This window comes from Achromobacter sp. Bel (genome assembly GCF_012928505.1).
Classification (GTDB): Bacteria; Pseudomonadota; Gammaproteobacteria; order Burkholderiales; family Burkholderiaceae_B; genus Achromobacter.
Window position 1 is genome coordinate 52568 of sequence record NZ_JABBJN010000026.1, and the last position, 18341, is coordinate 70908.

An 18341-nucleotide genomic window follows, 5' to 3' on the forward strand; every position below is an offset into this window, starting at 1 on the left:
CGCCGATGAACGTCAACAGGACCGGTATCGGGGTCTACCCCTAGCGCCGTCCGGCGCGACGAAAAAAAGCCGGGGCGCATGGCCCCGGCGGTCGATGGCTGCCGGCGTCCGCACGGGACGCCGCGGGCGGGTCAGTACGTCATGCGCACGCCCAGCAATACGCTGCGGCCCGGCAGCGGAGCCACCGACGAAATGAACGACGCGTGGTTGTACGCCAGTTTGTTCAGCAGATTCGTGCCGCGCAGATAGACTTCGTACCCCGTGGCGCCGTAGCGGCCGCGATAGGCGACCACGGCGTTGACCTGGTTGTAGCCCGGGGTGCTGTCTTCGTACGACGCGATGTCCTTCTGCGAGAACACACGCGCGTATTCCACGCCGCCCGACCACTGTTGCCACGTCACATTGCCGCGCACACCCGCGCGCGCCGCCGGGATGCGCGGCAGATTGCCGTCGCCGCCCGTCAACTTGCCGCGCACGTAGTCGCCGAACACCGCCGCCGAGAACACTGGGGTGAACTGGTGGCGCAGTTCGCCCTCGACGCCCGTGAATTCCGCGTCGCGCTGCGTGTATTCGATCAGGCGGAAATCTTCATACCGGTCAAGGGTATTCGCGTAGATGTAGTTCTTCACGCGGTTGTGGAACACGCTGGCCGAGAACGTCGTGTCGCCCGAGTGTTTGCGCAGGGTCAGGTCGATGTTGTGCGAAGTCTCGCGGCCCAGGTCCGCATTGCCCAGCTCGTAGGTATTGGTGGCCAGATGCACGCCGTCCGCATACAGTTCCTGCGCATTGGGCAGGCGTTGCGAGCGCGACAAGGACAACGCCACGGAATACTGCGGTGCGAAATCCCAGATGGCCGCAGCCGACAGCGACGTGCCGGCCAGGCTGCTGCGCGCCGCGCCACCCTCAGGCGAAATGCGCTGCCAGTCCTGGCGTGCGCCCACTTCGAAGCGCCAGTCGTTCAGCTGGTATTCCTCCAGCACGAACAGGCCAGTCGAACGCGTGCGGCTGCGGGGCAGGAACGCTTCTTCGCCCTCGGCCCGGAAATCGCTGTACGCGTTCTGCACGCCCACCACGCCGCGCCAGCCGGCGATGGGCTTGTGCTGCAACTCCAGGCGCAGGTCGTAACCCTTGTTCTTGAAGCGCGTGCCGACCTGCCCGCCTTCGATCTCGTCGTGCTGATAGTCGGTCAGGCCGCCCCGCACGCGGATCTTTTCGAAACCGGCAAACGGGTCCTGGTATTCCGCGCGCAAATCCAGGCGGTTGCTGCGCAGCTTCACGTAGGGCACACCGCCATGTTCGTGCTCGTGATCATGGTCATGGCCTTCTTCTTCTTCGTGGTCATGATCGTGCCCGCCGCAATGCAGGTGGGTGCCGTGCGGGTGGCAGCCTTCGTACTCGTGGTTATGCCCGGGCAGGCCGTACTTGCTTTCCAGGTGGGTGAACGCCAGGCCCACGTAGCCGCGCGGCGTGATCCACGACATGCCGACAGAACCCTGGGTGGATTCGCTGTACGAGCCTTCCAGCTTGCCGCCCGGCCAGTCCGGCACGTCGTAGTCGCTGGTGCGGCGCTTCATGCCTTCCACGCGCACGGCGAACTGCCCTTCGCCCGCCGTGATGCCTACCGCGCCCGCGCGTTCCTTGGTGCCGGTCGCGCCGCGCAATTCGGCTTCGGCCTCGATGCCCTTTTCCGGCACAGCGGTGGGGATTTTCTTATCCACCACGTTCACCACGCCGCCGATCGCGCCGCCCCCGTACAGCAGCGTCGCCGGGCCGCGCAGCACTTCGATCCGCTCGGCCAGCATGGGCTCGACCGTCACGGCGTGGTCGGGGGAAATGCTCGACGCATCCATGACTTCCGAGCCGTCGGACAGCACCTTGACCCGCGGCGCGGTCTGGCCGCGAATCACCGGCCGGCTTGCGCCGCCGCCGAAGGTGTCGCTGTTGACGCCGGGCAGGTTCTTCAGGGTCTCGCCCAACGTGCCCGCGCGCTGCTCGATCAGCGCATCGCCTTCCAGCACCGAGGCAGGCAAGGTCGTGCTGTTCAAGTCCAGCCCCAGCGGGTTGGCGGACACGGTAATGGGGGCCAGCGTCTTGGCGCGATGGGATTCCGCTTCGCCCTCGGCCTGCGCGGCCGGGGCGATCAGCATCAGTGAGCAGACCAGGGGTTTCAACGCCCCCCGGCGGCCGGCCATCAGGCCCTTGGCCCCGCCTCTTCCCTCAACCGCCCCTAGTTTCTTGCCTTTCATCTTTGCTCTCTTGGATGTTATATCATTACAAATAGCTGATAAATGATATAACATTTCATATTCAACACAAGGATTTTTGGCAAGAACGTGACTTTTGAAACGGGGATTTGGCAACGGCGACGCACGGAATGGACGGCAGTATCCTCAATATTCGAAACCCGTTGACGCCCTACGCGCCGGTTGATCGGATGTCGAGCGGTGACGGGTGGCCGCCAACAGGAGACCCCTCATGATTCCCAAGAACACGATTTGCCTTTGGTACGACGGCACCGCGTTGGAAGCCGCCCAGTTCTACGCGAAGACGTTTCCCGACAGCACGGTGGACGCCGTCCACAAAGCGCCATCCGACTACCCCTCGGGCATGGAAGGCGACGTGCTAACGGTGCAATTCACGGTGATGGGCATTCCCTGCCTGGGATTGAACGGCGGGCCCGCGTTCCGGCACAACGAGTCGTTCTCGTTCCAGGTGGCCACCGACGACCAGGCGGAAACCGACCGTTTATGGAACGCCATCGTCAGCAATGGCGGCCAGGAAAGCGAGTGCGGCTGGTGCAAGGACAAGTGGGGCATATCCTGGCAAATCACGCCGCGTGTGCTGACAGACGCCTACACGAGCGCGGACCGCGCCGCCGCAAAGCGGGCCTTCGAGGCGATGATGCACATGGGCAAGATCGATGTCGCCAAGATCGAGGCGGCCGTGCGCGGTTGACCCAGGCCGTCGACAGGGCCGGCCGTGCCGGCCCCGCCGCCTTAACCCGCCTTAAATTCCTTGTTCCAGAATTCCAGCATGTCGGCCTTGCCTTCCGTCAGCCGCTTCAAGTCATAGGCGTGCAGCAGCTTCACTTCCGCCTCCGAGAAGCCCACGCGCTTCAGGTTGTCGGGCAGCGACGCATTCGTGACCGTGGGCGCGTAGCCCATTTTCTCGGCGAAGCCAATCTGGCCTTGCGGGTCCAGCATCGCGTTCAGGTATTCCCAGGCGGCGTCCTTGTTGCGGCTGTTCTTGGCGATCCCGGCCTCGAACGACACGGGCACCGAGCCCTCCTTGGGGATCACGAAGCCCAGCGGCAAGCCGCTGTCCTTCCACTGCAGCGCGCGCGCCTTCCACATGCACGCGATGGCGATTTCACCGGATTTGAAGGCGGACGCGACCGCCTCGTTGGACGGGTAGATGCGCGGCGCGTTGGCCTTGAGTTTGGTCAGGAAACGCTTGCCGCCGTCGAAGCTCTTGGTGTCGCCGCCCGCCCCCAGGCCCACGAAGACGGCGTTGTACAGGTAGAGAATGTCCGAAAAGCCGACCTGGCCCTTCAGCTTGGGGTCCAGCAGCGCTTCCAGGGAGTCTGGCGGCGTCGGGAATTTCTCGGTGTTGTAGACCAGCGTCATCGCGCTGAAGATGTGCGGGATCGAATACGCCGTCTTCAACGCGTCGATCGCATGCGCCAGGTTGGGCAGCTTCTTCGCGTCGATGGGCTCCAGCGTGCCCGAGCGCTCGGCGTCGTACATGTCGACTTCGCCCAGCAGCGCGACGTCCATGCTGCCGCGCCGCGAATTCTTTTCGGCGCGCAGCTTGGTCACGCGGCCCACGGCGTTGCCGGTGTCGTAGACGACTTTCACGCCCCGCTTGTCGACGATGGGGTTGATGATCTGCTGCAGCAGGTTCTGGTAGTCGCCGCCCCAGGTGCCCACGACGATCTCTTTTTCGGCGGCGTGCGCCATGCCCGGCACCCAGCCCAGCGCGGGTGCCAGCGCCAGGCCGGAAGCGGTCTTGATAAAGCCACGGCGAGTCAGGTTTTTCTCTTGCATAACAACCTCGTATCGAAGGGGAACTGACGACTTGCTACGGTGCGGACGCGTGGCCGGCTGTGCCCGGCCGCGCGTCCCGGGTTTTGGCGATGTTCAGGCCAGCATGTCCACGGGGGCATGCGGCGCGGACGCCCGGATTTCGTCGGCGTCGGTGTCGCGCGCGATGACGATGATGGCGTCCGGCGCATCGGGTTGCCGGGTCAGGCGTTGCGGCGCGCTGAAGGTGGTGCCCACGGACTGGATCAGGATGGGCTCGGCGCAGTCGCTGACGCGCACCACGGCCTTGACCCGCAACAGGCGTTCGCCGCAAAGCCCCGCCAGGTTGTCCAGCCATTCCGAAAAATCGGTCCAGCTGATGCCTGCGCGCGCGCGGGCCGCCATGACGCGGATGCGCGGGTGCGCGGCGCCCTGCCCGCCGGCTGTCAGCATCCGCGCGGCCAGCCCCGCCAGGTCTGCGACGCCTTGCGACGGCGCGAACGCCGATTGGACTGCGCGCTGGCGGTCCGGGTCGGCGATGACGGCGGCCAACGGGTTCAGGCCGGCGGCGCGCGCCGCGCGCGCTTGCAATGCGCCCGCCGGCAGCAGGTCCGTCTTCGTCAGCACGATCCGGTGCGCCGCGCCGAACTGCGCCATGGCTTCGTCCATCCCGGCCAGCGCGTCGGGGGCCCGCGCGCAGTCGTCCGTGCAGACCACCGTCAGCCGCAGGCCGCGGCCCGCCAGCTCGGGATCGGCCAGCGACGCAATGATCGGCCCCGGGCGCGACAGGCCGCTGCATTCCAGGATCACGCGCTGAAGCGGGCCTGCGCCTTCGGGGCGCGGCGCGTCCAACAGCGCGCTCAGCGTGTAGACAAGGTCACTGCGCAGCGAGCAGCAGACGCAGCCGTTGGCCATCAGCGTCATCGGCACGTTGTCGCTGTCATTGGCGACGATGGCGCCGTCCACGCCGACCTCGCCCGCCTCGTTGACGATCACGCCCGTGTCGCGGGAAGCCGGGTCACGCAAGTAGTCCACCAGCAGCGTGGTCTTGCCGCTGCCCAGGAAACCGCACAAGAGGAACAGGTCGACCGCCATGTCAGGCGCCTTCTTCCGCATTGTCGCAAGGCGAACCCGCAGGCGATCCCCCGAATGGCGGGCGTTCACCGTCCGCGTCATCCGCCCAGCTGCCCTTGACCATTTTGCGCACGTCCGCCAGCAGTTCCGCCGTGTCGTACACCACGCCGGACTTGATGGTCGTCTGCAGGCAGCGCTTCCATTCCACCTTGGCCGTGTCGTCGTTCAGGCGCATGGCGCCGGTGCCGAACAGCAGTTTGAAATCCGTCAGCGGATTCTGGTCGTGGATCAGCAGGTCGGCGCGCTTTTGCACGTCGATGGAGCCGGTGTCGTCATCGATGCCCAGCAGCGCGGCGCTTTGCGAGGTGGCGGCACGCAGCACTTCGATGGGGTGGAATCCCGCTTCCTGCAGCAGTTCCAGTTCGCGCACGAAGCCGAAGCCGTAGATCTGGAAGATGAAGCCGGAATCGCTTCCCGCGCACACGCGCCCGCCCAGGTTCTTGTATTCGTTGATGAACTGCATCCACAGCCGGTAGTTCTGCTTCCACTCGATCTCGTTGGTGGTGCTCCAGCGGTACCAATAGGCGCCATGCCCGCCGCGTTGCGGCTGGAAGTACTTCCAGACCGCCTTCCAGGTGTAGTCGTCGTGCCAGTCGGCGCGGCGCGCGCGCATCAGGTCGCGATTGGCGTCGTAGATGTTGAACGTGGGCACGAAGGTATGGCCCAGCTCCAGGAACTGGTCCATGACCTGGCGCCACTTGGCCGACCCCGGCTGCGCGGCCTGCATGAAGGTCTGCCCAGCCACCGCGAAACGGTAGTACTCGTCGCTGTAGTTGTAGTCCGTTGGAAAGGACTGCACGATGCGGTCTTCGAACAGGGCTTCCGGCAGGCCGTAATAGTGTTCGGAACTGGTCAGCCCCCAACGCGCGGATTTCAGCGCGTTCACCCGTGTGACCGCCATCTGCGCGTGATGGCAGCCGGACCGCAGCCCCAGTTGCGCGGCTTCGTCCAGCGCCGCTTCCATGATGGCGGGCGGCGCGCCGAAGAACTTGATACCGTCCGCGCCGCGCGCAGCCAGCTTGCGCACCCATTCGCGGCCTTGCTCCGGCGTGTGGATGGTCTTGACGCGGTCGTTCACGGCGGGAAACACGGAATGCACCACCATGCGCGGCGCGGCGATCTTGTTGGCGGCGGACAGTTCGCGCTGTTCCATCGTCCAGCCAAGGCCGCCCATCGCGCCCATCTCGCGCACCGTCGTCACGCCATGCGCCAGCCACAGTTTGTAGATGTAGTCGGCGGGCGGAACGATGCCGCTCATGGCGTGGTACGGCGTGCCGATATGCGCGTGCGCGTCCACGAAGCCGGGCGTCACGAACTTGCCGTGGCAATCGATCTCGTGGTCGCCCGGACCTGGGCGGCGCTTCGGGTCAATGGCCTTGTGCGGCGTGCCCACGTTCACCAGCGCGGTGATCCGGTCGTTTTCAATGACGATATCCACCGGCCCCCACGGCGGCGCGCCGGTGCCGTCGATGATGGTCGCCCCGCGCAGGATCAACCGGGGAAACGGGCCCAGGCCGCGGTCGCGCGGCGCCGGCGCGGACGGTGGATACCAGCCTTTGGCGGCGTTGACGTCGCGGGATTCTTCGCCGACTTCCGATTGCGAAAACGTGGGATCGCTCATGGCGCTTACACCCCTAATGCGTTGTGTTCGATGACCCCGCCCTTCATGATCAGGGCCAGATGCTCGCCCTGCCCCAGCAGGCAGGACAAATCACGGTACGGGTTGCCGTCCACCAGCAGCACGTCCGCCAAGGCACCCGGCTGGATGCGGCCAAGCTGGCCGACCTGGTTCAGCACTTCGGCGGCGGTGGTGGTGGCGCACTGGATCACTTCCTGCGCGGACAGGACCTCGTTGCGGATGCGGAATTCTTCGCTTTGCAGGCGCTGCGACGGCCCCAGCAGGTCCGACCCGTAGCCGATCTTCACGCCCGCCTTCTTGTAGATCTCCAGCGAATGCAGGCCGGCGGTACGCACCGTCGCGATCTTCGCGACCGAATCCGGTGGCAGGCCGTAATCGGCCCCTTCGTTGGCCAGCGCCTCGTAGGTGACGAGCGTGGGCACCACGAACGCGCCCTTCTCGGCCATGAAGCGCGCCACGCGCTCGTCCACCAGGTTGCCGTGCTCGATGGTGCGCACGCCGTTGCGGATGGCGCGCTCGATGGCGTCGGCCGTGTAGGAATGCGCCATCACGTAGGTCTGGCGGCTGGCGGCCTCGTCGACGATGACGCGGATCTCTTCTTCCGAATAGCCGAAGGACGCGATGGGGTCGGTGGGCGACGCCACGCCGCCGGAGGCCATCATCTTGATCTGGTCGGCACCCATTTGCAGTTCCTGGCGCACGGCGCGACGCACATCGTCGATGCCGTCGGCCACGCGGCCGATGTCGCCGGCCCGGAAACAGCAGCCGCAAAAGCTCATCGGACGCAGATGGTCGGAACGCGGGCGCGGGTCGCCATGGCCGCCCGTCTGGCTGATCGCGCGGCCCGAGATGAACAGACGCGGCCCCTTGACCGTGCCTTCGTTCACCGCGCATTTCAGCCCCCATCCCGCGCCGCCCGCATCGCGCACGGTGGTGAAGCCGCGGCGCAGCATGGCTGCCATGATCGGCACCGCCCGCATCATCACCAGGGCGTCCGGCAGCACGCCCTGCGTGCTGAGGTTCAGCTGCGTGGCCAGCACGTGCACATGCAGGTCGATCAGCCCGGGCATCAGCGTGCGCCCCGCCGCGTCGATCACCTGCGCGGACGCGCTGGAAAGCGGCTGGTCCGACACCTCCTTGATGACGCCGTCCTCGACCAGCACATGGTGGCCTTCCAGCAGGTCGGCCTGCAAGGGATCAAGCAGGTTCGCGTTCTTGAACAATACGGATGCCATGAAAGTTCCTTGTTGTGGATTCGGGGTCAAGACGCCATGGTCTTGATGTAGCGCCGATGGATCAGCCAATTCGAGATCAATGCGATGACCAGCGTGCCGCATACCAGGATGACGGCCAACGCCGCGCCGAACGGCCAGTTCGATGCGCGCGTGATCTGGTCGTACAGCGCGGGGGCCATCATCGTCAGGCCCGAACCACCCAGCAGCACCGGTGTGGCGTAGGCGTTCATGCACAGTATGAAGACCAGCATCGTGCCCGCCGCCACGCCGGGCGCCGCGATCGGCAGCACAATACGGCGGAACGTCGTGAAAAAGCTGGCGCCTACGTTTCGCGCGGCCTCTTCCACCGACAGGTCCATGCCTTCCAGCACGCTTTGCAGGGTCAGGATCAGATAGGGCATGACGACGGCGGTCGTGCCGATGACCACCGCGGCCGGCGTGTACATCAGGGTCAGCGGCCGGTCGATCAGGCCCATTCCCTGCAGCACGGCGTTCACCACGCCCGCGTTACCCAGCGCCACCATCCAGCCCGCCGCCCGCACCACGTTGCCCACCATCAGCGGGAATACCAGCAGGATCACGAACAGGCTCTTGTACCGGCTTTGCGTGCGCGCCAGGAAATACGCGACGGGAAAGCCCAGCACCAACGCCAGCACGGTGCACAGCGCGGCCACCCACAAGGTGGTGAAGAAGATGTCGCGGTAGTAGGGGTCGCCGAAGAACTTGGCGTAGTTCTCGAAGGTGAAGGCGGTCTGCATCAAGTCCGCCGGGTCGAAATGGTTGAAGCTGTAGCGCGCCAGCTGGAGGATGGGGACCAGGATGATCACCAGCACCACCAGCGACGCGGGAAAGGCCAGCCCCGGCCCCAGCCAACGGCTGGGCCGCCCGTCTTGGTTCGCGGTCGTCATGGCGGCTCCTATTGGGTGAAGGCCACGCAGTCTTCGGGTTCGAAGCATGCGTAGACCCGCACGCCCGGCGCCGGCTGCGCGCGCCCCGCGCCACCGTTGACGATCTGGCTGATCATGCGGTTGCCGCCTTCGAGCTGCACGCGCACTTCCAGCACCGACCCCAGGTACAACGACGATTCCACCACCCCCGCCAGCGCGTTGCCGCCTTCAGGCTGGGTCGCCAGCCGCACGCGCTCCGGCCGCACGCCCACGTGCGTGGCGCCTGCCCCGCCCGGCGTGGCGATGCGCTGGCCGGAGTCGGTGTGAAACTGGTTGTCGGCCTGCCCGCGGCCCGTGAACACGTTCATCTTGCCCAGGAAGTCGGCCACGAACAGGTTGGCCGGGCGCTCGTACAGCGAGTCGGGCGCGCCCACCTGCTGCACGATGCCGTCATGCATGATGGCCATGCGGTCGGCGATCGCCAGCGCCTCTTCCTGGTCGTGCGTGACGAACACGGTCGTCAGGCCCAGGCGCTGCTGCAATGAGCGGATCTCTTCGCGCACTTCCAGGCGCAGCTTGGCGTCCAGGTTGGACAAGGGCTCGTCCAGCAGGAACACCTTGGGTTCGATGGCAAGCGCGCGGGCAATCGCCACGCGCTGCTGCTGGCCGCCGGACAGCTGGCGCGGATAGCGCTCGCGCAGTTCGGTCATGCGCACCATGTCCAGCACCCGGCGGATCTTGGCGTCGCGATCGGCCTTGGGGACCTTGTGCATTTCCAGCCCGAACGCCACGTTCTCGGCCACCGTCATATGCGGGAACAGCGCATAGCGCTGGAACACCATGCCGGTGTCGCGCTTGTGCACGGGCAGCCGGGTCACGTCGGTGTCGCCGATCCGGATGCGGCCAGCGGTGGGCGTGATGAAGCCGGCAATCATGCGCAGCGTGGTGGTCTTGCCACAGCCACTGGGGCCCAGGAACGTCACCAGCTCGCCTTCGGCGATCTCCAGGGAAAAGTCGGAAACCGCCACCGCCGCGCCGAATTGCTTGCGGATATTCTCGATCGAGACCTTCGCCATTTCTTACACCACCTGACTGAGTTTCACGTAGCGGTCGGTCACAAGCATGATGATTCCCAACAGCAAGATTTGCACCGACGCCACCGAAGCGATGGTCGGATCCAGATTGAATTCCAGGTACTGCATGATGGCGATCGGCAGCGTGGTGCGGCCCGGCCCCACCAGCGACAGCGACAGTTCCAGGTTCTCGAACGACACCACGAAGCTGAACAGCGCCGCCGCCACGATGGACGGGCGCAGCATCGGCAGGGTCACGCGCATGAAGGCCACCGGGGCGCTGGCGCCCAGGTTGCGGGCGGCTTCCTCGATGGAGCCGTCCAGCCCGGCCATGCCCGCCGTGACCAGGCGCACCGTCCACGGAATCGTCAGGCAGACGTGCGCGATGACCAGGCCGCCGAACGTGCCGATGATGTCCTGGTCCAGCAGTTCTTCGGCGCGCAGGTAGAACAGGTAGATGCCGACGCCCGCGACGATGCCGGGAATCAGCAGCGGCGACAGCAGCAAGGTATTGACGCCCTTGCTGCCCTGGAAGCGGTAGCGGGCGATGGCCACCGCGGCCAGGACGCCCATCGCGACGCCGATGGCTGCGGCCACCAGCGACACCTGCAGGCTGAACAGGAAGCCGTTGGCGAATGCCGGGTTCTGCCACGCTTTCACGTACCAGGACAGCGTATAGCCGGACGGGGGGAAGTAGAGGATGGCGTCCTTGAAGAAGCTCAGCCAGACCACCAGCACGATGGGGCAGAGCATGAACGCATACATGAGGACGACGAAGACGCGGTGCAGCCACGTTGCCCACGGGATCATGCGAATGGGCTTGATCCGGGCGGCCGTGACGGCCGGGTCCAAAGGAGGCGCGCTATGCAAATCCTGATTCCTTGTCAGCGAGGTGCCGGCTCGGTTTGAAACTCCTCCGGTGTGAACTCTGCGGTTCGTTCGGTTAACCCAAGCATATCGACGGGTTGCTGCCCGGCTCAACTAGGGATAACCCAACACTGCGCCGCACTTGCGGGTAATCCCTGGCGCGGCCGTGCAAGCAGGTGCAACCCGCTGCGATAGCAGGCCCGCAGCAGGTGCAACCCAGGGAATCAATGCGGGCTTGCGGGCGCGGTGGACGATGCGGTCAGCGTGCGGCTTCCAGCCCGCACAGCGCCTGCAGCACCGCCACGCGGCTTTGCCCCAGCACCATGCCGTGCCAGTCCGAGGCATCGCAATAGAACGCGTCCAGAATGCCCTGCAGAATGTCCCCGCGCAGCGCATCGTTGGCATCAGGGTGCGCAAGCAGCCAATTGCGGCCACGCAGCGCCTGCACCATGTCCGGCAACGGCACCGTGCCGAATTCAAGCGAGATGGCGGCGGTGCTAGCCGCCGGACATGCCTCGTGCAATAGCCCGCCGACATACCCCGTCACGTCGGCCGATGCGGAGCTGCCCAGGAAAGGCACGGCCAGGTCTGCCCCCCACCACTGCCTGGCCAGCGCCACGCCGGCGGCATCGCGCTTTCCGGCATAGATCTTTTCACCGTGGCCGCGCGGGCCCAGTCCGGTATGCACATCAATCCACGCCACCTGCGTGCGCGCCGTGCCGGCGTGTTCTCCAAGGATGCTCCGCAGATTCAGGAGCGACGCCGCCGGGCCGGTTCCCCCGTAGAACAGGCCATCGGGATGGGTATGCTGCCCCGCCGTCACCGCAACCGCGTAGGCCTGCGGCCCCGCCTCGGCCAGGTAGCGGGCAAGGTCCTGCCGGTTTTTCCTGGACGGCGGCCACGCCTTGGGCAGCAGCAAGCCGTGTATCCCCGCATACCCGGCATTGACCGGCAACGGTCCGCCATCGAATGCCTGCGCATTGCGGTTCAGGTCGATATTGCCCTCGTCCGTGCGGGCCAGCCACGAAAAACCATGGGGATTCACCGCATGCACCAGCAGCAACGCCACGCCGGCGCGGCGCGCGTGCGCTAGCATGGGTGCATCGTCCAGCAACGCCAACTGGCAGCCCGAACCGCAGAAACCCTCCACGCCGTGGGTGGCCGAACTCACGATCAGGAGCCGACTGGCGCGCGGATCCCCGATCAGGGCGACGTCGGTTGCCAGCGCCTCGCCCTCGCGCCCCCGCGCATCGATGCCATAAGATTGGAAGTGCGTGGCCAGCGGCCTGGCCCGTGCCTCGAAGCGGCCGCGGGACTCGGCGTAGCTGTGGGAAAAATAGCGTGAGGCCGCCTGCATCATGCCTCCTGGGAATCGATATCCTGACCCGTACGGTCCCGTATCCAGAACAGCGCGACCGTGGATATCGCGACCGTCGCCATCAGATACCATGCCGGCGCCATCGGGCTGCCGGTCACATGCAAAAGCCAGGTCAAAAAGAACTGCGCGAACCCGCCGAACACCGAAATGCCCACCCCGTAGACGACGGACATCCCGGTCGCGCGCACCGCCTTCGGGAACAGTTCGGGCAGCATCGTGATAACGGGCGTGGTTTGCAATGCCAGCAACAGGCCCAGCACCGCGATGACCAGCATCAGGCGGCCCGTGCTCGGTGCGGAAACCAGCCAGTGAAAGCTCGGCAGCAGCACGCCCACCGTAGCGGCGCGCGACCAGAAAATCACCCGCTTACGCCCCACCCTGTCCGCCAGCATCCCGATGAAGGGCGCGGTCAGAAAACCGATGGCGCCCACCACGACGCTGGCAGACAACGTGGACGTCGCCGGCATGCCCAGTTCCCGGTTGGCGTAGGCCGGCATATAAAAGCTGATGATCTGCGCGCTGACCATGCCGCCAATCACCAGCAATATCCCCTTCAGCACGACCACCTTGTGCTCGACGAACACGCGGCGCAGCGGCTGAGGGCCGGTTCCGGCACGGCCGGCCTCGTGCCCCAGGCCGGTCGCCACCGGCGCCAGCGTCTCTTCCAGGTTGCGGCGGATGTAGGCGCCGACGGGAACGGTCAATATGCCGATGACGAAGGGCAGGCGCCAGCCCCACGCCTGCATCTGTTCCGGGTTCAACGCCGCGGTCAAAAGCGTCACCACCAGCGCGCCCAGCATGACGCCCAGGCATTGGCTTCCGAATTGCCAACTGGAATAGAAGCCCCGCTTCGAGGCCGGCGCGTGCTCCACCAACAACGTGGTTGACACCCCGACTTCGCCGCCCGCGGCAAAGCCCTGGATCAAGCGGGCCAGCACCATCATCACGGGCCCGACCACTCCCATCTGCACGTAGGTCGGCGCCGCGGCAATCAGCGCACAGCCCGCGCCCATCAGCCAGAGCGTCAACGCCATGGCCGCCCGTCGGCCGTGGCGGTCCGCATACGAACCGATCAGCATCCCGCCCACCGGGCGCATCAGGAAGCCCACGCCGAACGTCGCGGTGGTCAGCAGCAGCTGACCATAGCTGGACGCCTCGGGGAAGAACAGCGGCCCGATCACCAGCATCAGGAACGAAAAAACGGTGAAGTCGAAAAACTCCAGCGCATTGCCGATCGTGGTGCCGGCGATCACCCGCCGGCGCATGGACGGTGAATACAGCCCTTGGCCGCCGGCCCTTGGCATCGGAATAGTGGACATGCTCCTCCCCCTTTATTGCGCTGCGCGACGGCAGGCACCCGAAGCCCGTGGATGGCGCCCGCAGCGTGGCACGCAATATACGGACGGCATTCGGCCAGGAGAAGCTCACTTTCTCAAGTTTCGAGGTGTCCGACATGCGCCGGCGCCCATCGGGCGTCAAGCGTTCGAACGTCTTGACGCGCCGCCGCGCCCTCCCGCGGCGCATCGCGCCAGCGCAGTGCAACATAGGCCTCGTCGGGGCGGGAAACCCGGCTTTTCGCGGCGTCTTCCGTCTTCCTGGAATAAGTCTTCGGCGATTTTGGCGCTGCGCAACATCTTCGGAACGGCCGTCGAATCCGGGACATCTGGTGCGATGCCCCGGCCGGCCGCATGGGTTCGAAGGTTCGCCTGATCGGGGAGAAAATCAGACCAAACCGTGTTCGTCAGGCCGCTGCGGACGGTCCCCGTCCGGCAGATTCCAGGCCGCACAGCGCTTGCAGCACCGCCACGCGGCTTTGTCCCAGCACCATGCCGTGCCAGTCGTAAGCGTGGCAATAGAACGCATCCTGCGTGGTTTGCAGGATGTCGCGGCGCAAGGCGGGCGGCGCGTCCGGATTGGCCCGCAGCCAGTTGCGGCCGCGCAAGGCCAGAACGATGTCGTCAAAGGGCACGGTGCCGTATTCCAGCGCCATCAGCGTCGGCGACGATTCGGGGCAAGCCTGATAAATCAGGCCTGCCAGATGGCCGGTGATGTCGACCGAGGCCGACGTTCCCTGAAACGGGACGGCGATATCCAGTCCCCACCATTGCCGCGCGCGCGCCACTTCGGCGTCGTCGCGCCGGCCCGCGTAGATCTTCTCGCCATGCCCGCGCGGACCCAGGCCCGTGTGCACGTCGATCCAGCCGATATGCGCGTAGCGGCTGGCCTGCGTTTCAAGGATGCGCCGCAGGTTCGCAAGCGAAGCGGCCGGCGCGGCGCCGCCGTAGAACAGTCCGTCAGCATGCGTGTACTGCCCGCGCGACACGGCCTGGGCGAAGGCGGCCTGCCCGTGTTCGGCCACATAGCGGGCCAGGTCCCGCTGGTTTTCCTCAGACGGCGGCCACGCATCGGGCAGTAGCAGCGGATGCAAATCGCCATAGCCCGTATTGACCGGAAGCGGCGTGTCGCCGAACGGCTGGGCGTTACGGTTCAGGTCCACGTTGCCCTCGTCGGTGCGGGCGATCCAGGAAAAGCCGTAGGGGTTCACCGCGTGCACCAGCAGCAGAGCCACGCCTGCTTGCCGCGCGCGCTTGAGCATCGGGGCGTCGTCCATCAGCGCGAACTGGCAGCCCGCGCCGCAAAAGCCTTCCACGCCATGCGTGGCGGACGTCACGATCAGCACACGGTCTGCATCGGGTGCGCCGATCAGCGCCGTATCAGTCGCCAGGGCCTCGCCCTCGCTGCCGACAGGTCCGATCGGCCAGGACCGAACGTCGGCCCCCAGGCGCGCGGCGTCGGACAAGAAGCGCTCGCGCGATTCGGCGTAACTGCGGGGGAAGTAGCTCGTACTGCTGGGCATCATGCCTCCTGCGTATCGATTGCATGGCCGGTGCGGTCCTGGACCCAGAACAGCACCACGGTGGATAGCGCCACGGTCACCATCAAATACCAGGCAGGCGCCAGAGGGTTGCCGGTGACGTGCAGCAGCCAGGTCACGAAGAACTGCGCAAAACCGCCGAAGACGGAGATGCCCAGACCATACACGACCGACATCCCCGTGGTGCGCACGGCCTTCGGAAACAGTTCGGGCAGCATCGTAATGGTGGGCGTCATCTGCAACGCCAGCAACACGGCCAGCAGCGCGATCACCGTCATCAACCGGGCCGTGCTGGGCGCGGCCACCAGCCATTGAAAGCACGGCAGCAACGCGCAGATGGTTGCCGCGCGCGACCAGAAGATGATTCTCTTGCGTCCGTAGCGGTCGGCCAACATGCCGACAAACGGCGCGATCGCAAAGCCGATCGCCCCCAGCACGACGCTGGCATACAGCCCCGAGGACGCCGGCAGGCCCAATTCCTTGCTGGCGTAGGCGGGCATGTAGAAGCCGATGATCTGCGCGCACACCATGCCGCCGATCACCAGCAGGATACCTTTGACCACCCGCGCCTTGTGGTGCGCGAAAACCAGGCGCAGCGGCTGGTGGGCCGATGCGGCGCCCACGGCCTCGGGCGCATGGGCGGGTTCCAGCGTCTCTTCCAGGTTGCGCCGGATGTAGGCCCCGACCGGCACCGTCAGAATGCCGATCACGAAGGGCACGCGCCAGCCCCACGCCTGCATCTGGTCCTTGGTAAGCGTGGCGGTCAACAGCGCCACGGTCAGCGCGCCCAGCATCACCCCCAGCGACTGGCTGCCGAACTGCCAGCTGGAATAGAAGCCGCGCTTGTCTGCCGGCGCGTGCTCCAACAGCAGGGTGGTGGACGCGCCCACCTCGCCGCCGGCGGCAAAGCCCTGGATCAGCCGCGCCAACACCATCAGCACGGGACCCATCACGCCCATCTGGCCATAGGTCGGGGCCGCCGCGATCAGCGCGCAACCCAATCCCATCAGCCACAAGGTCAGCGTCATGGCCGCCCGCCGGCCATGACGGTCGGCATACGAACCGATCAGCATGCCGCCCACCGGCCGCATCAGGAAACCCACGCCGAAGGTGGCGGTGGTCAGCAGAAGTTGGCCGTAACTGGAGGCGGCCGGAAAGAACAGCGGCCCGATGATCAGCATCAGGAACGTGAAGACGGTGAAGTCGAAGAACTCCAGCGCGTTGCCGATGGTGGTGCCGGCGATCACGCGCCGGCGCCCCGCCGACGTATGCAAAGGCTGCCGGCCGGGAGCGGCGGCGATGGCAATAGACATGATTTCCCCTTGATGTCCTAGTCGGGCGCCGGTCCGTGAATCCGGACGCTATGACAGCCCGCCTGGATGAATATACGGATGGCACACGATAAGGAAAAGACAGTATTTTTGTTCCAGTGAAACCTTTTTCTTATATACCAACCCCGTCCTAGGACGGTTTCGATATCGGACGCCCGCCCATGAACCTGCGCCAATTACGCGCCTTTGTCCTCATCGCAGAGCACCGCAGCATCCGCGCCGCGGCCCGCGCCTTATTCGTGACCCAACCCGCGGCCACGCGCAGTTTGCGCGAATTGGAGCAAAGCGTCGGCGCAGAACTGGTGCGCCGCAGCGCTCGGGGCGTCGAACTGACGACCTATGGCGAGGCGCTGTACAAGCGCGCCGTGCTGATCCTGCAGGAAGCGCGAAAGGCCCAGGAAGAAATCGGGCAAATGCGCGACGGCGAAGGCGGCACGTTGAATCTGGCCATCAGTTCGTCGGCGCTGACCGCGTTGCCTGCCGCGCTGACGGCGTTCCGCGCCCGGATGCCGCGCGTGGCCGTATCGTTCAACGAGGTCGCGCCGCCCTACAGCCACGAGCAATTGGAATCGGGCCGCTATGACCTTCTGGTGCAGACGGAGTACGACGGCAACATCGACGACGGCTTCGCGCGCCAGACCTTGTTCACCTTGCCCATGGCGGTGGGCGCGCGGATCGGGCACCCCTTGCGCCATGCGCGCAGCCTGGCCGACATGCACGACGCGCTGTGGTTGCTACCCGGCAACATCCAGGCCCCGGCCAACCTGCTGCGGCTGGCATTCGATGCCCACGGGCTGCCGCCGCCGCGCGACATCATCCCTTGCCAGTCCATCGCGATCGCGCTGGCCATCATGGCGGAAAGCGATGCGCTGGGGATCTTTGTCCGGGCGCTGTTCGATCATCAGCTGATGCCGCGGCCATTGCGCATGCTGCCGCTGGCGCACGAGCTGCCCGCGGCCCGGGTGTCCATCCTGACACGGGCCGACTCGCCGCCCACGCCGGCCACGCAGTGCTTCGTCGATTGCCTGATGGCGGCACGCCCACGGCCGGCGGCCTAGGTCCTGCGCAAAGCGCCCTCCCAGGTCCATCGGTCCGAAGGCAACCGGTTATCATTGGCGCCGGGCCAGCCGATGGCGTCCACCCCGGCCTGCCGCCTCCATTCTGCGGTCATCATCCATGGCGTTTCCACGACTTCCTTCCCCTCCCACGCTGACCGACACCGTCGCCAAGCGCCTGCTCGCCGAAATCGACGAGGGCCGCGTGCTGCCCGGCGAAAAGCTGCCCACCGAAGCCATGCTGGCGGAACAGTTCGGCGTCAGCCGCACCGTCATCCGCGAAGCGGTGTCGCGGTTGCGGCAAGACGGCATCGTCGAAGCGCGGCAAGGCAGCGGCGTGTTCGTCACGGGCCTGACGGGCAACCGGGCATTGCGGATCGATGCCGCCGAATTGAGCTCGCTGGACGCCGTGCTGCACATCGTGGACCTGCGCCGCGCGCTGGAAACCGAGATCGCGGCCCAGGCCGCGGCCGTGCGCAAAAAGCGCGACATGACCGAAATCGACCACGCACTGGCGGCGATCTCGCAAGCGGTCGCCGACGGCGGCGACGGCGTGAAGGAAGACGTGGCCTTTCACCGCAGCATCGCGCGCGCCACCGGCAACCCGTACTTCTTGACCACCCTGGCCTTTGTCAGCCAATTCCTGGAAGCCGCCACGCGCGTGACACGCGGCAACGAAGCCCGCCACGCCAATCTGATGCGTGATGTGATGCAAGAGCACATCGCCATTGTGGAGGCCATCCGCAGCCAGGACGTGGAAGGCGCCCGCGAGGCGGCGCGCATCCACATGGTGAATGCGGCCAAGCGGCTGAGCCAGGCGCACCGCTAGGCGCGGAGCCTGTTCC

General features: G+C 66.1%; 15 protein-coding genes. 3 read left to right on the forward strand and 12 right to left on the reverse strand.

Features of this window, described 5'->3' with window-relative positions:
- Positions 1-131: 131 nt before the first annotated feature.
- The gene (locus tag HG262_RS17295) at positions 132-2147 is read right to left on the reverse strand and encodes a TonB-dependent receptor (protein WP_248293390.1); all 2016 of its coding nucleotides are present in this window, start codon (positions 2145-2147) and stop codon (positions 132-134) included.
- A gap of 328 nt (positions 2148-2475) precedes the next feature.
- Between HG262_RS17295 and HG262_RS17300 the strand changes: the two genes are divergently transcribed.
- Positions 2476-2955 (forward strand): VOC family protein, encoded by a 480-nt coding sequence (locus tag HG262_RS17300; RefSeq protein WP_169272181.1) that lies wholly within the window; start codon positions 2476-2478, stop codon positions 2953-2955.
- A 41-nt stretch (positions 2956-2996) separates the two neighbouring features.
- Here HG262_RS17300 and HG262_RS17305 read toward each other — a convergent pair whose 3' ends face one another.
- The 11 genes from HG262_RS17305 to HG262_RS17355 form a co-directional block, all read right to left on the reverse strand.
- Positions 2997-4046 carry an ABC transporter substrate-binding protein gene (locus tag HG262_RS17305; protein ID WP_169272182.1) on the reverse strand — a complete coding sequence of 350 codons (1050 nt, stop codon included), beginning with the start codon at positions 4044-4046 and terminating at the stop codon, positions 2997-2999.
- A gap of 93 nt (positions 4047-4139) precedes the next feature.
- The gene (locus tag HG262_RS17310; RefSeq protein WP_169272183.1) at positions 4140-5117 is read right to left on the reverse strand and encodes a CobW family GTP-binding protein; all 978 of its coding nucleotides are present in this window, start codon (positions 5115-5117) and stop codon (positions 4140-4142) included.
- Between the two features lies 1 nt (position 5118).
- A complete protein-coding gene (locus HG262_RS17315; protein ID WP_169272184.1) occupies positions 5119-6777 on the reverse strand; it encodes an amidohydrolase family protein in 1659 nt (552 codons plus the stop codon).
- A gap of 5 nt (positions 6778-6782) precedes the next feature.
- Positions 6783-8030 (reverse strand): amidohydrolase family protein, encoded by a 1248-nt coding sequence (locus tag HG262_RS17320; protein ID WP_169272185.1) that lies wholly within the window; start codon positions 8028-8030, stop codon positions 6783-6785.
- A gap of 26 nt (positions 8031-8056) precedes the next feature.
- A complete protein-coding gene (locus tag HG262_RS17325) occupies positions 8057-8938 on the reverse strand; it encodes an ABC transporter permease (protein WP_169272186.1) in 882 nt (293 codons plus the stop codon).
- A gap of 8 nt (positions 8939-8946) precedes the next feature.
- Entirely contained in the window at positions 8947-9993 is a 1047-nt protein-coding gene (locus HG262_RS17330; RefSeq protein WP_169272187.1) for an ABC transporter ATP-binding protein, read from the reverse strand.
- A 3-nt stretch (positions 9994-9996) separates the two neighbouring features.
- On the reverse strand, positions 9997-10800 hold the full coding sequence (locus tag HG262_RS17335) for an ABC transporter permease (RefSeq protein WP_169272213.1): 804 nt from the start codon (positions 10798-10800) through the stop codon (positions 9997-9999).
- Positions 10801-11116: 316 nt separating this feature from the next.
- Entirely contained in the window at positions 11117-12217 is a 1101-nt protein-coding gene (locus HG262_RS17340; RefSeq protein WP_169272188.1) for a M14 family metallopeptidase, read from the reverse strand.
- The gene (locus HG262_RS17345) at positions 12214-13554 is read right to left on the reverse strand and encodes an MFS transporter (protein WP_248293388.1); all 1341 of its coding nucleotides are present in this window, start codon (positions 13552-13554) and stop codon (positions 12214-12216) included. Before HG262_RS17345 ends, HG262_RS17340 begins: the two co-directional genes overlap by 4 nt.
- Positions 13555-13976: 422 nt before the next feature.
- Complete coding sequence (locus HG262_RS17350; protein ID WP_169272189.1) at positions 13977-15095, reverse strand: M14 family metallopeptidase; 1119 nt, start codon at positions 15093-15095, stop codon at positions 13977-13979.
- Positions 15092-16423: an MFS transporter gene (locus HG262_RS17355; RefSeq protein WP_169272190.1), complete on the reverse strand. Its 1332-nt coding sequence runs from the start codon at positions 16421-16423 to the stop codon at positions 15092-15094. The genes HG262_RS17350 and HG262_RS17355 overlap by 4 nt, the downstream gene beginning before the upstream one ends.
- 179 nt (positions 16424-16602) lie before the next feature.
- On the opposite strand from HG262_RS17355, the gene HG262_RS17360 reads away from it, so the two are divergent.
- Together HG262_RS17360 and HG262_RS17365 are read left to right on the forward strand one after the other, a co-directional pair.
- Positions 16603-17499 carry a LysR substrate-binding domain-containing protein gene (locus tag HG262_RS17360; protein WP_169272191.1) on the forward strand — a complete coding sequence of 299 codons (897 nt, stop codon included), beginning with the start codon at positions 16603-16605 and terminating at the stop codon, positions 17497-17499.
- 118 nt (positions 17500-17617) lie between these two features.
- Complete coding sequence (locus HG262_RS17365; RefSeq protein WP_169272192.1) at positions 17618-18325, forward strand: FadR/GntR family transcriptional regulator; 708 nt, start codon at positions 17618-17620, stop codon at positions 18323-18325.
- Positions 18326-18341 lie beyond the last annotated feature (16 nt).